The 14,398-nt window shown below is 42.7% G+C and carries 16 protein-coding genes; 8 read left to right on the top strand and 8 right to left on the bottom strand.

Annotated elements, in window-relative coordinates:
• The first annotated feature begins 59 nt into the window (after nucleotides 1-59).
• Nucleotides 60-773 carry an NUDIX hydrolase gene (locus T426_RS0103420; protein WP_244957737.1) on the top strand — a complete coding sequence of 238 codons (714 nt, stop codon included), beginning with the start codon at nucleotides 60-62 and terminating at the stop codon, nucleotides 771-773.
• Between the two features lie 130 nt (nucleotides 774-903).
• On the opposite strand, the gene T426_RS0103415 is transcribed toward T426_RS0103420, so the two are convergent.
• Nucleotides 904-1,230 carry a hypothetical protein gene (locus T426_RS0103415; RefSeq protein ID WP_025864121.1) on the bottom strand — a complete coding sequence of 109 codons (327 nt, stop codon included), beginning with the start codon at nucleotides 1,228-1,230 and terminating at the stop codon, nucleotides 904-906.
• Between the two features lie 226 nt (nucleotides 1,231-1,456).
• On the bottom strand, nucleotides 1,457-2,557 hold the full coding sequence (gene ychF / locus T426_RS0103410) for a redox-regulated ATPase YchF (RefSeq protein ID WP_025864120.1): 1,101 nt from the start codon (nucleotides 2,555-2,557) through the stop codon (nucleotides 1,457-1,459).
• A gap of 227 nt (nucleotides 2,558-2,784) precedes the next feature.
• Here ychF and T426_RS0103405 point away from each other — a divergent pair, with 227 nt between their 5' ends.
• From T426_RS0103405 to T426_RS0103390, 4 genes are all read left to right on the top strand, one after another.
• Nucleotides 2,785-3,531: an NUDIX hydrolase gene (locus tag T426_RS0103405; protein WP_025864119.1), complete on the top strand. Its 747-nt coding sequence runs from the start codon at nucleotides 2,785-2,787 to the stop codon at nucleotides 3,529-3,531.
• 72 nt (nucleotides 3,532-3,603) lie between these two features.
• Nucleotides 3,604-4,149, top strand: a complete 546-nt coding sequence (locus tag T426_RS0103400) for an RNA polymerase sigma factor (protein WP_025864118.1) — start codon at nucleotides 3,604-3,606, stop codon at nucleotides 4,147-4,149.
• 62 nt (nucleotides 4,150-4,211) lie between these two features.
• A complete protein-coding gene (locus T426_RS0103395) occupies nucleotides 4,212-4,703 on the top strand; it encodes a hypothetical protein (RefSeq protein WP_025864117.1) in 492 nt (163 codons plus the stop codon).
• A 12-nt stretch (nucleotides 4,704-4,715) separates the two neighbouring features.
• Nucleotides 4,716-5,171, top strand: coding sequence for a hypothetical protein (locus tag T426_RS0103390; protein ID WP_025864116.1), 456 nt, complete (start codon nucleotides 4,716-4,718; stop codon nucleotides 5,169-5,171).
• A 41-nt stretch (nucleotides 5,172-5,212) separates the two neighbouring features.
• Here T426_RS0103390 and hutH read toward each other — a convergent pair whose 3' ends face one another.
• The 4 genes from hutH to T426_RS0103370 form a co-directional block, all read right to left on the bottom strand.
• Nucleotides 5,213-6,709, bottom strand: coding sequence for a histidine ammonia-lyase (gene hutH / locus T426_RS0103385; RefSeq protein ID WP_025864115.1), 1,497 nt, complete (start codon nucleotides 6,707-6,709; stop codon nucleotides 5,213-5,215).
• Nucleotides 6,710-6,904: 195 nt separating this feature from the next.
• Entirely contained in the window at nucleotides 6,905-8,269 is a 1,365-nt protein-coding gene (gene hisS / locus T426_RS0103380) for a histidine--tRNA ligase (protein WP_025864114.1), read from the bottom strand.
• 105 nt (nucleotides 8,270-8,374) lie between these two features.
• Nucleotides 8,375-9,004, bottom strand: a complete 630-nt coding sequence (locus T426_RS0103375) for a copper homeostasis protein CutC (protein ID WP_199898521.1) — start codon at nucleotides 9,002-9,004, stop codon at nucleotides 8,375-8,377.
• 11 nt (nucleotides 9,005-9,015) lie between these two features.
• Nucleotides 9,016-9,369 (bottom strand): DUF4870 domain-containing protein, encoded by a 354-nt coding sequence (locus T426_RS0103370; RefSeq protein WP_025864112.1) that lies wholly within the window; start codon nucleotides 9,367-9,369, stop codon nucleotides 9,016-9,018.
• Nucleotides 9,370-9,565: 196 nt separating this feature from the next.
• Here T426_RS0103370 and T426_RS0103365 point away from each other — a divergent pair, with 196 nt between their 5' ends.
• The 3 genes from T426_RS0103365 (at nucleotide 9,566) to T426_RS0103355 (ending at nucleotide 12,512) form a co-directional block, all read left to right on the top strand.
• Nucleotides 9,566-10,027, top strand: coding sequence for a CYTH domain-containing protein (locus T426_RS0103365; protein WP_025864111.1), 462 nt, complete (start codon nucleotides 9,566-9,568; stop codon nucleotides 10,025-10,027).
• A 51-nt stretch (nucleotides 10,028-10,078) separates the two neighbouring features.
• Nucleotides 10,079-11,713 carry an alkaline phosphatase family protein gene (locus tag T426_RS0103360; protein WP_025864110.1) on the top strand — a complete coding sequence of 545 codons (1,635 nt, stop codon included), beginning with the start codon at nucleotides 10,079-10,081 and terminating at the stop codon, nucleotides 11,711-11,713.
• Between the two features lie 418 nt (nucleotides 11,714-12,131).
• Complete coding sequence (locus T426_RS0103355; protein WP_148303718.1) at nucleotides 12,132-12,512, top strand: hypothetical protein; 381 nt, start codon at nucleotides 12,132-12,134, stop codon at nucleotides 12,510-12,512.
• A 141-nt stretch (nucleotides 12,513-12,653) separates the two neighbouring features.
• Here the strand turns inward: T426_RS0103355 and T426_RS24900 are convergent, their stop codons facing one another.
• Both T426_RS24900 and T426_RS0103345 read right to left on the bottom strand, forming a co-directional pair.
• Nucleotides 12,654-13,655 carry a helix-turn-helix domain-containing protein gene (locus T426_RS24900; RefSeq protein ID WP_025864108.1) on the bottom strand — a complete coding sequence of 334 codons (1,002 nt, stop codon included), beginning with the start codon at nucleotides 13,653-13,655 and terminating at the stop codon, nucleotides 12,654-12,656.
• Between the two features lie 132 nt (nucleotides 13,656-13,787).
• Nucleotides 13,788-14,327, bottom strand: a complete 540-nt coding sequence (locus tag T426_RS0103345) for a nitroreductase family protein (protein ID WP_025864107.1) — start codon at nucleotides 14,325-14,327, stop codon at nucleotides 13,788-13,790.
• Nucleotides 14,328-14,398 lie beyond the last annotated feature (71 nt).

The raw sequence follows: 14,398 nt of genomic DNA, 5'->3' as shown, positions 1-14,398 counted from the left end.
TTATCTTTTCATATTTCAGAAAATTAGGATAAACTTGCAGTATCAACAAAAGTGTCCGTTTGACACGTGAAACTTATTTAACGATGGTGGAATATTATTCCCAACAAACACCCTTTCTGTTAGCGCTCGACGTTATTATTTTCGGATTCGACGAGGAAGAATTGAAGCTGTTACTGATTAAAAGAGGCTTTGAACCCCGCAAAGGCCAATGGTCGCTGATGGGCGGTTTCCTAAAAGAAGATGAAGATATGGAACAAGCCGCCGACCGGGTTTTGCATCAACTGACCGGGCTGAGCGGTTTATATCTCGAACAACTTCGCCTTTACAGCAAACCCGACCGCGATTCGGATGGACGGGTGATTTCGATGGCCTACTATGCCCTGATGAAAACCGACCATCAGGATTCGGAACAATTGGAAAAACACAATGCGCAGTGGTTTAAAATAGACGAAATACCCGAGTTGGTTTTCGATCACCGGGAAATGGTTAATCACGCGCTGGCGCGATTACGCCGGAGATGCAAGACGCAGCCTATTGGTTTCGAGCTTCTGCCTGACAAGTTTACCATTCCGCAACTACAAAAATTGTACGAAGCCATTTTAGGTGTCGAGCTGGACAAACGAAACTTCCGGAAGAAAATCTTGTCGATGGAACTCCTTCAGAAACTGGAGGAAAAGGATAAACGTAGTTCCCGAAAAGGTGCCTTCTTGTATCGGTTCGATAAAGAAAAATATGATCGGTTAATTGGCGAAGGATTCAGCTTTGCTGTATAACTAACATAAAAAACTAAGCGGGGCACGCATCTTTCAACGTGCCCCGCTCATTTTCATCCAGGATACGGGATTAATTTAACATACTAAATCCTACCTCAGAAATCTTTTCCTCATTGCGGTTTCGGTAAAATCAGACTTCCTGGCAGTTCTCAATATACCAGGAAACCGGATGTTCTCTACCGGAAATCAACTCTTCGAGCAATTTATGATCATCCCATTTGCTGTGATAACTGCAAGTTTGATCTAGCGCCCTGGAGAGCAAAAGCCACTCCTGAACGACCCCCATGGTCAGCCGGCCTTCGAATTCCTTCAAAATAGCCAGGCAACGAGGATTAATCAGATCAACTTTGGGCTCTTCCCGCTTGAGTGAATCACGTGTAGTGAAAAGATGATCTTCAACTTTGATGAACTCATTTTCATCCAGCGTTACACTGAAATTGAATGTTACTGTACTCATGTTGGCACCTCCTGATAGATTAATTCCACATATCAGTAATTTAATACATTAGTGGGAATAATTGAAGCAAAAATGCTCCTGAACAGTAGGTTATTAAACATATCTTTCTCGTTGTAAAGAAAGGAGGTCAGTAAAACTGAATCATCCGGCTTATGTAGAATGCTACCAAATAAGAAAGCCGGACACAAATGTAGCCGGCTCTATTCTATAATGATTGACTTGAATGTTAAACATTAAAGCGGAAATGCATGATATCTCCGTCCTGTACAACGTACTCCTTTCCTTCCACAGAAATCTTTCCGGCATCACGGCAAGCTGCTTCGGACCCTAAACTCACGTAGTCGTCGTACTTAATTACTTCGGCACGAATAAATCCCTTTTCGAAATCGGTATGAATAATACCGGCTGCCCCCGGAGCTTTGGTTCCTTTTTTAAACGTCCAGGCTCTCGATTCGTCCGCACCGGTAGTGAAATAGGTTTCCAGATTCAACAACTGGTATGCCGAATGAATCAGCTTATTCACTCCGGGCTCATCCAATCCCAGGTCTTCCAGGAAAAGTTGTTTTTCTTCGTATGTTTCCAGCTCAGCAATATCTGCTTCAGTCGCTGCGGCAATAATCAGGATTTCGGCATTCTCGTTGGCAATATTTTCTTTCACCTTTTCGGTAAAAGCATTTCCCGAAGCAGCCGACGCCTCATCGACGTTGCAAACATACAATACAGGCTTATCGGTCAGGAGGAAGAAATCGTGAATCAACTCTTTTTCATCATCGGTTAGTTCGATGGCGCGCACTGAAATTCCTGATTCCAACGAAGCTTTCAGTTTCTCAGCTACAGCCAACGCTTTCATAGCCGCTTTATCCATTCCGACACGCGCCTGTTTTTGCAAACGGGCAATACGGTTTTCCACGGTTTCCAAATCCTTCAGCTGAAGCTCGGTGTCAATTACCTCCTTGTCGCGAACCGGATCAATTGTTCCGTCGACGTGCGTAATATTTTCGTTTTCGAAACAACGCAAAACATGAATGATGGCATCCACTTCACGAATATTGGCCAGGAACTGGTTACCCAATCCTTCACCCTTGCTCGCTCCTTTCACCAAACCAGCGATGTCAACAATTTCTACGGTAGTAGGCACAACCCGTTTAGGATTGTCAATCTTCTCCAACTCAATCAACCGCTTGTCGGGAACAGTAATAACGCCCACATTTGGTTCAATGGTGCAAAAGGGAAAATTGGCCGATTGCGCCCGGGCATTCGACAAACAGTTAAACAAGGTTGATTTTCCAACGTTGGGTAGCCCAACGATTCCACATTGCAATGCCATCTTATTCTCCTTACGTTTAAATTTTTCGGTGGGCAAAGTTACTATTTTCTGTGAGAAGATGCGCGTCCTATTTTCCAATCTAATTCAGTCAACCAATTCACCTTTATATCAGGATTTCAGCATTAATTCATCTCCTTTTTTATATGTAAACCTATTTAAGAACATCATTTAAAGGGAAAATCATGAGATTTTAATGAGGATTTCTACTTTTGTAGAAAAGTGAAAATATGAACATTATCCCTTCGCTGTCGATTGATTGCGTGATCTTTGGTTTCCACGAGAAGAAATTGAAAGTGTTATTGCTGGAATATGACAAGGAACAACTTGATGCACCAGTCAAGAATCCTGATGCCTTTGCACCATATACCGAAACAGAGCCTGACGGAAAGTTCCCTTACGAAAAACCAATCGGTTTGCCTGGCGGCCATGTTCCGGTTGATCGTTCCATTAACGATTATGCCAGAGACATACTGGAAACAGCAACAGGGATAAAAGATATCTATTTGAAACAGTTGGGTGCGTTTGGTGAAACCGAGCGTGTTTCCTTTCTCCGGGTTGTGTCGGTTGTTTATTACGCTTTGATTAATCCCGAACATTATAGCATTCGCGGTTCCAGCCTGCTGAAATCGCTGGAATGGTACGATATCGACAAAGTTCCTGAATTGATTTTCGACCACAATGCCATGATTGAAAAAGCACTCAAGCGCCTGCGCGAGGAAGTGCAAATCAGGCCGGTTGGATTCCATTTGCTTCCTGAAATGTTTACACTGACGCAACTCCAGCAGTTGTACGAAACTGTTTTGGGAATCGAACTTGACACCAGGAACTTTCGTAAAAAAATTCAAAAAATGCATCTGGTCGTCGATACCGGGAAAATGCAAACAGGTGTAGCGCATCGTGCAGCCCGGCTTTTCAGGTTCGATAAGAAGGTTTATGAGATGCTGGCAGAACAAAGTTTCTCATTCCGGGTATAACAATCGGTTAAACCTTTACCTTTATTCACAGTCTCATTCTTTGATTGAACAAGAAGGGAATTCTGCATCTGCATGCACATCGACGAAAAAGAATTAATAAACGACCTGAAGGACGAAACCAGGCGAGCCATGGCCTTTCACATTCTGGTAAAATCATATCAGGAGCGATTATATTGGCATATCCGCAAGATTGTGGTGAATCATGATGATACTGATGATGTATTGCAGAATGTCTTCTTGAAAGTCTGGAAAAGTGTTGAGAATTTTCGGGCCGATTCCAGTCTTTTTACCTGGTTGTACCGCATAGCCACCAACGAAGCGTTAAGTTTTATCAACGAGCGCAAACGAAAATCCCACCATTTACTGGATGAAGGAAGTGAATTTCTTTTGTCGACACTGGAAGCCGACGAATATTTTGAAGGCGACCAGGCACAACTGAAATTACAGAAAGCCATCCTCACGTTACCCGATAAACAGCGGTTGGTTTTCAATATGAAATACTTTGATGAAATGAAATATCATGAGATGTCTGAAATTCTGGAAACATCGGTCGGAGCACTGAAAGCTTCCTACCATCATGCCGTAAAAAAGATTGAGGCATATATTGAAGACAATTAACTTTAGTGGATTAAACCTTTGATAGCGAATCTTGTCTAAATTTTTGAAAGTTAAAAAATCCAATGAAGGAGAAAAAAGAACATAAAGAGTCACCACTCTCCCATATTAAAAAGGAGAATCCGTTTGGTACCCCGGAGGCTTATTTTGATACCTTCTCCGAACGGTTGAACAGTCGCATTAAGGCAGAAGAACAACCTGCCCATAGGCTACAGTGGCTAAATATTCTCAAACCTGTTCTGGGACTGGCAGCCAGTTTTGCGTTGGTTTTTTTCCTGTTGTATGTTCCATTGGAAAATTTCCTTCCGGGAATATGGAATAATTACCTGGCTAAACATCCGGGTAATACGGTTCAGACAGATGCACCGGGAGACAATTATTTTGAAACATTAATGAACTACCAACTTTTTTCCAGCTCTGACGATCTTCAGATTTTGAGTACACTGAACGATGTAGACAACACAATGGCTACCGATACCTTGACGTCACAGCAAATAGAAGATTATATTGTTATGAATTACTCTGATTGGGAAATCCTTCGAAATTACAATCAATAAAATACCGGAATAATGAAAAAGCTGATACTTATCGCCATATTGTTCCTCTCCGGACCGTCGCTCTTTGCTCAACACCACTCAAAAAAAGATTTTCCCGGATGGGATGCCATCAAAAACCAGAAAATTGCCTTCCTGACAGAACAACTGTCGTTGACTCCGGAAGAAGCACAAAACTTCTGGCCAGTATATAACATGCTGGAAAGCGAACGTGCAAAGATATGGCACGAGAAAAAGGATCTGGAAGATGCGTTTCACAAAGATTCAACCAATATGACCGATGCCCAATTTCGTCAAATGGCAGAAAAATATGCCGACATTCATCTCCGTGAAGGGCAAATGATGAAAGAATACAACGAGAAATTGCTCAAAGTGCTTCCGGCCAACAAGGTTGTGACACTCTATTTTGCTGAACGAAAATTTATGGGTTACCTAATGAAAGAGTATCGAAGAAAACACGATAAAGACTAAAAGAAAAGCCGGAGCAATTTACTCCGGCTTTTTTTATTTTATCAGGCAAATCTGCCTTTGTCCAAAAAGTCGATGGTTTGGTTGATACCTTCGTACATCAAGGTATCTTCTTCTACAAAATCAACACGAGTTCGGTATTGCTTCAGGAAATCCTCCAGGTAAGGTGAGGTCTTCATCGGCCGGCGGAACTCCAGTGCTTGTGATGCATTATAAAGCTCAATAGAAAGAATCTTCAACGTATTGTCTGCGACCTTCAGCACCTTGGTTGCCGCATTGCCACCCATACTCACATGGTCCTCTTGTTCATTCGACGATGGAATGGAATCGACTGATGCCGGTGTACACAATTGTTTACTTTGACTCACAATCGAAGCGGCCGCGTATTGCGGAATCATAAAACCGGAATTCAATCCCGGATTAGCTACAAGAAATTCGGGCAAATCGCGTTCACCGGAAATCAACCGGTAGGTACGTCTTTCAGAGATGCTACCAAGCTCCGATATGGCGATAGACAAAAAGTCCAACGAAAGCGCCAACGGCTCACCGTGGAAATTACCTCCCGAAACAATCATGTCGTCTTCCGGAAAAATGGTTGGATTATCGGTGACCGAGTTCATCTCCACTTCAATAACATTAGCCACATAATCAATCGCATCCTTCACGGCACCATGAACCTGCGGAATACAACGAAATGAATAAGGATCCTGCACATGCTTTTTCGGTCGTTCTATCAGCTCACTTCCGGACAAAATGGAGCGAAAGTTACGTGCCGTTTCAATTTGACCGTGATGCGGACGAATTCGCTGAATACGCTCCTCGAATGGTCCGATAAGTCCATTGAAAGCGTCGAGCGACAATGCTCCGATGATATCGGCGTATTTAGCAATCCGGAAAGCCTTCAGCAGCGTGAAGATACCGTGAGCCAGCATAAATTGTGTACCATTCAGCAAGGCCAATCCTTCTTTCGCCTCCAGACGAATCGGTTCCCAACCTAATGATTCAAGCACATAGGAAGCTTCCATGCGTTCGCCGCGATAGTAAACCTCTCCTCTCCCCAAAAGAGGCAGGAATAACATAGCCAACGGAGCCAAGTCACCAGATGCGCCAAGCGAGCCTTGTTCACATACCACTGGTATAACATCGTGGTTAAACATGTCGATAATACGCTGTACGGTTTTTACTTGCACACCCGATTTTCCGTAAGATAAGGCATGTGCTTTCAAAAACAGCATCAGTTTTATTACCGCGTGGGGAAGCTCTGGACCAATATTACAGGCATGCGATAAAACAAGGTTTTCCTGAAGTTTGCTCAAATCGTCTTTCGATATTTCCCGATCACACAGCGCTCCGAATCCGGTATTGATACCATAAATCGGTTCTTCGCTGCCAGCCAGCTTCTTATCAAGCCAGTTTTTACAATCGCTTATCAGCTTTTCTGATTCCTCCGAAAGGGCGAGGGTCTTATGTTTTTCCAGCAAATCCTCAACATCTTCAAATGTTAGTTTTGCCGGAGAGATGTAGTGAATATTTTCAGACATAAAAATTCCGGATAAATAGTTAAACATAAATCTTACGTATTCCATTAACCGGAATACGGTATTCTGCTAACATTTCATCCGGATTCACGGGAAGCGAATATCGCCTCCTGCCAGCTTGACCATTCGATATGATTTATTTTCCCGGCTCCTTTTCATGGTGCCGGAAAAATAAGAACCTTATCGGTAATAAAAAATCTATTTTGTCAGGGTTTCCAATAACTGACGGGAATCAAATTGTTGCTGCCCGCCGGTTTCCATATTTTTTAACGTAAATAAGCCATCGGCAATTTCATTTTCACCGGCCATAGCCACAAACGCAATTCCCTTCTTATTCGCGTAATTCATCTGCTTCTTCATTTTGGCAGCCTCCGGAAATATCTCGGCATTTACGCCGGCAGCACGCAACTTCGCCAACATCGGCAAGCAGTATTTTTCTTCTTCCGGACCAAAATTGACAAACATGAGACGCGTAGTAGTTACCTTATCTTTTGGGAAAAGATCGAGCTGTGTCATGACATCATAAATACGGTCGGCACCAAACGAAATACCCACACCGGATACATCAGGCAAACCGAAAATGCCGGTCAAATCATCGTAGCGGCCACCACCCGTAATGGAACCAATCTCCACATCTTTCGCTTTTACCTCGAATATTGCCCCCGTGTAGTAATTCAACCCACGAGCCAATGTCAAGTCCAATTCCACTTCGGTCCCCAAATCGAGTTGCTTCAGGTAATTGAAAATGGTACGAACTTCGTCAATACCTTTGCGTCCGGTTTCCGAACCACCGATTACCTGTTCAATCTGATCCAGCTTTTCCTCATTGGTTCCGCTCAATTTCAGAATAGGTTGCAGCTTCGCAATAGCATCAGTCGAAACACCTTTCTCTCCGAGCTCTGCATTTACTTTTTCCAATCCAATCTTATCGAGCTTATCAATCGCCACCGTGATATCGACAATCCGATCGATTTCACCAATTGTTTCTGCTATTCCCGAAAGAATTTTCCGGTTATTCAGCTTTAATACCACATTGATGTTCAGTCTCCTGAAGACCTCATCCACAATCTGAATCAATTCCACTTCATTCAGCAATGAATCGGAACCAATCACATCTACATCACACTGGAAGAATTCGCGATAACGGCCTTTCTGCGGGCGATCGGCACGCCAAACCGGCTGAATCTGGAAACGTTTAAACGGAAAAGTAATTTCGTTTCGGTGTTGCACCACGTAACGGGCAAAAGGCACTGTCAAGTCATAACGCAGTCCTTTTTCCGAAATCTGGTTGGTCAGTTTTATCGAGTCTTTCCCGGCCAGTTCGCTGTCGTTAACTTTCGACAGGAAATCGCCGGAATTCAGAATCTTAAAAAGAAGTTTATCCCCTTCTTCACCATATTTACCCATCAAAGTAGAAAGGTTCTCCATGGCCGGAGTTTCGATGGATTGAAAACCATACAAACGAAACACCTGTTTGATGGTATCGAATATGTAATTCCGTTTCACCATTTCTTCTGGTGAAAAATCGCGCGTTCCTTTGGGGATAGACGGTTTCTGTGCCATGAGTCGTATATGATTTTCTTTACGTTGCGTTATCGTTTATCTGAGAAACTGCAAAATTAAAGAAAATATTGAAACCGCTATGTTTCACGGTGGTTTACCATTTATTTATAAGGCAATATCCCCCACCAGTCTCCTTCCGTGAAATTCACCGGATGGCACCAGGCTTTTTACCTGCTCAAAATTCTCATTGGTTACTTTTCCGGCCACAATGATGTGCATATTTTTACCGGCAATTTCCATCATACGTTTCAGCATAACAGCACCTTCCATGGCTGTTGGTTTGCCTCCGGAAGAGAGTATCCGGTTTACTCCAAGTTCTTTTAACTGCCGGGTTGCTTCCGGAATATCAGTCGCTTCATCAATAGCTTTGTGAAATGTAATCTGCATTGGCCTGGCCAACTCAATCAATTCACGCGTTCGCGGAATATCGATTTGTCCTGATGTAGTCAGTAGTCCGAAAACAACTCCCGGGGCTTGCAACTCCTTACAAATCCTGATATCCTCCTTCATCAAGTCAAATTCATCATCAGTGTAAACAAAATCACCGCCTCTCGGTCGTATCATAACCATAAAGGGAACCGGCAAAGTCTCTTTGCTCTTTTTTATTGTCCCATACGATGGCGTAGTTCCTCCCACTGCCAAGTTTTCACACAGTTCAATTCGGCTAGCACCTGCATGAACTGCATTCAGTGCTTCGGCCAGACTTTCCACACATACTTCCTTCAGCACACTCATGATAAATAAACCTATTGAATAAAACGAATAGTAATCGGATACCGGAAGCTTCGACCTTCCGAATTCTTCACGGCAGCAACAATCACTACAGTAATCCAGAAAATAAGCAAGGCCGGTAAAATAATGATACCGATAATGACAAAAATCAATGGGATACAAATCAACAGGTAGATGGTCATCGTGATTTGGAAATTCAGCGACTCTTTTCCCTGCTCTTCCACAAACCGGTAAATATCCTTCTTCATCAGATAAACCAAAAGTGGTCCGAGGATATTCCCCAGCGGTACAACAAAACCAAGGAATGAGGCAAAATGGCACATCATACCCCAGGTTTTTTCGTCGTGATCAGTTACAATGAGTTCCATGGCAAAATGTTTTTATAAAAATACAGCAAAAAAACGGCACCCCAAATGCTTTTTGAATGCATTATAGTTAAGTACAAGTTAACCGTTTTTCGCCAAAATGAAGAAAGGATTAACTTCCTGTTTTTACATCCAGATGGCGGTTTTAAAATGAGACTCCCCCTGAAATAATTTCTACCTTTGGGCAAAATCACGATACATGGCACAAGAAACTGAACGGAAATTTCTCGTTACCAACGACGACTGGCGGATTATGGCACCGCCCGTACATTATATTCAAGGATACTTAACCACCGATCCGGAAAGAACGATAAGAATCCGGATCGCCGGAAATCGTGGTTACCTGACACTCAAAGGAAAGGTGGAGAGTTTTACTCGTCCTGAGTTTGAATATGAAATCCCCGTTAGTGATGCCCGGGAGCTGATGAATTTAAGTGTAACCCAAGCGGTTGAAAAGTTCAGAAGCAAAATTCCCTATGAAGGGAAAATATGGGAAGTTGATGAGTTTATTGGAGCCAACGAAGGACTGATTATAGCGGAAATTGAGCTTGAGTCGGAAGATGAGAATTTTGAACTTCCTCCGTGGATTGGAGAAGAAGTAACCGGTAATACGCATTATTTTAATTCCTATCTTGCCAGAAATCCATTTTCGAAATGGTAAAAGCATGTGAGTTTACCTGAATTTAATTGATTACTTTCGACACATATTCTGATGTATACCAAACGTTTTGCAATTTTTCTCCTCGGATTATTAAGTCCCATTCTGCTGCATGCACAGTCGCACGCTAACGGAAAAACCTATCGACCGAAACTGGTGGTGGGGATTGTGGTGGAAGATATTCGTCCCGATTACATCGATCGTTACTGGGATAAATTCCGGACTGACGGTTTCCGCCGATTGGTTAACCAGGGATTTGTTTGCCGAAACAATCATATCGACAACCTGATTCAACGTCCTTCAGTTGGAATGGCAACACTCTTTACCGGTGCTGCTCCTTCGTTCAACGGTATAGTGAATGATCAATGGATTGATCGCCTCAGGAAGAAAGTAATCGATTGCACTCACGACGATTATTATACAACAGTTGGTTCAAACAGCACGGAAGGTGACCGTTCGGCCATGAAACTGATGACACCAACCATTGGTGATGCACTAAAGATAATGACCAATGGAAAAGCAAAGGTATACAGCGTTGCACTAAATGCACCTGCAGCAGTTTTTTCTGCAGGCCACGCGGGGGATGGAGCATACTGGTTCGATCCGGAAAGTGGTAACATGATTTCCAGTTCCTATTATGTGGAAACCTTCCCCGATTGGGCTTTCAATTTCAACAACCAAAAACTTGCTGACGATTATATTCACCGCAAATGGGAAACACTATATCCCATTTCAAGTTACACCGAAAGTATTGCAGACGATTACATTCTCGAACCCGGCTATTACGATAAGTGGAATACTTTCCCGTACGAACTATCGAAGTTACAGAAGCGAACCGAAGACTACCGTGTACTGAAAACCACCCCGTACGGGAATCTAATGGTTTCGGACTTTGCCACATCGCTAATTGCCAATGAGGGGCTTGGCCAGGACAGCATTCCAGATATGTTGACCGTTACCTTCTCATCGATGGATTACGAACGGAATTCTTTTGGTCCGGCATCTGTTGAGATGGAAGATACTTACCTTCGGATGGACCAGAATATTGCTCATTTGCTGAATTACCTCGATCGTACCATCGGAAAAGACAATGTCGTTGTTTTTCTGACAGGCACTTCCAGCGAATCTTATCCTTCGTCCTATTTGAAGGAAGAATTTCACATGCAAGCTGGCACCTTCAATCCCGAAGGAGCCGTTGCGTTGCTGAAGGCGTACCTCAACATTAAATTCGGGCAAGGAAACTATGTGGAGAGCTACATGAACCAGCAAGTTTATTTTGACCGTGACCTCATTAGCGAACGAAAAATTGATTTGGCAACCATACAAAAAGAGGCTGCCAGTTTCTTAAACCAATTTGAGGGAGTTGCCAGTTGCCGCGCAGCATCCGAACTCGAGTCAGTCAATTTGCTGGGAAGCTCTTTTGCTCCTTTCCAGAATAGCTACAATCCCAAGCGCTCGGGAGACATCTTACTTCGATTTGAGGAAGGCTGGCAACCCAAAGAGAAATATCGACGCATTGATTACACCGAAAATAGCCAGGTTCCTTTAATTTTTTGGGGTGGACACGTAAAGCATGGCACTCTCAACCAGCGCACAAATATTATGGATGTGGTTCCCACACTGGCCGATTTTCTGGGAATTATGCCGCCCAATGCTGCTAAAGGAAGTATTATTAATGTAAGAAAGTAACATCTTACTTATAATAAATATGTTAAGCCGGAACATACAAGCCGGCTTATTTTTTACCCTATTCATTCTACATTCGTCTCATCGAACGTTAAGCATCTGTTAATCAAGACGCGGCCTCTTGACTCATATCCTAATATTCATTAAATTAGAAGGTTGTAAGCGTGGTAAAAGAGAAAACGAAAAAGGAATATTATCCATTGCCTGCAATCAGCAAACCAACAGCCAAACTTGTATCCTGTATTTTATTGCTTAATTCCTTGATTTATTAGGGATTTATGTGTGCAAAAACCTGTTTCAGGTAACCGTTACACATCCTGAAATGGAAACATTGTGGAATTGCTTTGCTGTCTACATTGGTGCCGAAATTGCTTATTTACGACTACTGGGAAATCCAATTATTAACTTAAAATTTTTACTTATGTCACATGCCGGAACCATATCGATACCGGATATCGATTTTGACTACAAAATCTGGAAAAACCGGATTGCCTTTTTACGGAATAGAATCCGCTTGTACCAAGCCCGGATTAAGGAGTTGAAAGCTGCATCACCTGAGTGGAAACACGAACAAAACTTGTTGGAATTGGAACTGGCGTTTCACAGTCTTCGCAACGATTTAATTGATGTACAAACAGAAATCAGAGTTCAGGAGGAACAAATACCGTCCCATGCCCCGGATTATCCAATTACTGAAACTCACCAGGATTTTGATTCTCACGAAACCATTAACCTGATGATGAAAGATGCTTCGATGAAGATGGATGAACTGGAAAGAGCTTTTCTTCCTTATCGTTTATGAGACAGATTTTCTCTTTATTAACAGATTTTCAGTCTCATTAACCAGAGAAACATGTATTTTTACAGCAATATTCTTAGAGATATTTAAAACGATTAGGGCTGTAAAAAAAGAGGATGATCAAATGATCATCCTCTTTTTTATTTATTCTCCGCTTTCCAGCGAATATTCCTTTAAATAGCTTTTGGGCGTTTTGCCGTAAGCTTTCTTAAATGCTTTGATAAACTGGCTGATATTGGAATAGCCAAGTGAATAACCCACTTCTTTCACCGAATATTCACGCGAAATCAATTGCAGGCGGGCAACTTCCATTCGTGCTTCCAACCGGTATTGATACACCGATTTTCCGAATACCTGCTTAAACGTTTTGTGCAATTTGCTTTCGCTCATTACGGCTATCGAAGCCAATTCCGGTATACCGGGATGGGCATTCAAATCCGACAAAATCTGTTCGCGTACTTGCAGTATCCGGGTAATATCGTCGGGCTTGGCCGTGAACTCGAACTTTCCCTGGTACTTCTCTTCCAGGGCGTCCAGCAACATACTGATAAATTCCAGAGACTTTCCGTGAAGAAATATTCCCCTTACGGAAGAATTCACGGAAGGAGAAATCAGCTTAGCCGTTATTTTCTGTAAGTCAGGTGTAATTGGATGTTGCATCAGGAACGGGCGTCCGGAATAGAAAACTCCTTCGAGGTATTCATTATCAATATCCGGAAAGAACTCCCGCACCGACGGAGAAGAGAACAGCAACGTAACTACCGAAGTGGTTTTACCAACCTCAAAGCCCAGCAAACGACTTTGCTCAGCCGAGCCGAAGAAAACACCATTGGCAGACACCAGATTGGGACCGAGACGATGATCGTTGTAAAACAGTGTTGACTGATCCTTTTGATTAAAGAGATGAATCTGAAAGTAACCTTCCATGAAAGATGGAACCTTCAATAAAATGGAAGGGACAGGTTCTTTTAGCTTCAACTCTGTGATGGCGGCATAGAACGATGGAGTAAATTCCACCAGTTCAAAAGAGCCTTCACCCATCGATTGAGGGATAATAACCTTGTTTCCTTTTATTTCACCACCGGTCTGCTTGGCAAAATCGCTTAGCCAGTCACTAAGTTTTGTCGATTGAATACGGAAGTTCATTATTCATCCATTTTTGATAGAAAACACTCATGAAACCTAAAAGGTTTATGACTTATGCAATATACTGTATATAATTAGAATAATATCTGCATATGTTTAATAACAAATCATCCTTGTTTTTCAATTTAGTGATTAATAGTGATTTCTGGTAATAATCTCATCAGCATTTTTTCGAAGCTTCTTTCGCACCAGTTTGTCTGTGTATCCTATCGTTATAATTAAAGGTATACGTTTACTATCCGGAACTCCCAGTGTATTACGGACTTTTGCCTCATTGAACCAGCCAATCATACAACTTCCCAATCCTTCGGCAGCAGCAGCTAAACAAATATGTTCTGCAACAATTCCGATATCCATCAATGGGAAATGCTTCTTTTTAATCCAGCCACCGGCCTTTGAGGTGAAGTTCGGCTTCTCCTCCACAATGACGATTTGAACAGGCGCTTCCCATGAAAAATGGTTCATCCCAAGTGCACGACTTGATGCTGCCTCCGCAATTTTGTGTCGCTTATCCTCGTCATCCACCACTATCAGGTGCCAGGGTTGAGCGTTGCAAGCCGACGGAGCCAACCGGGCACACTCCAGAATCCGTTCCAGTTTTTCCGGTTCAAGTGCCCTGTCGGTATAAGAACGGTCGCTTTGACGAATGGTAACTAGTTCAAGAAAATCCATAGTTAAATCATTCTGGTACAAACAAGAAAAGCAGCACCGAAATAACCGGTAACTGCTTTTCCATCAATTGT

The organism is Prolixibacter bellariivorans ATCC BAA-1284 (assembly GCF_000621705.1).
GTDB classification, from domain to species: Bacteria; Bacteroidota; Bacteroidia; order Bacteroidales; family Prolixibacteraceae; genus Prolixibacter; species Prolixibacter bellariivorans.
Note: the sequence above shows the minus strand (reverse complement) of the source record. Positions and strands in the feature narration are given on the sequence as shown.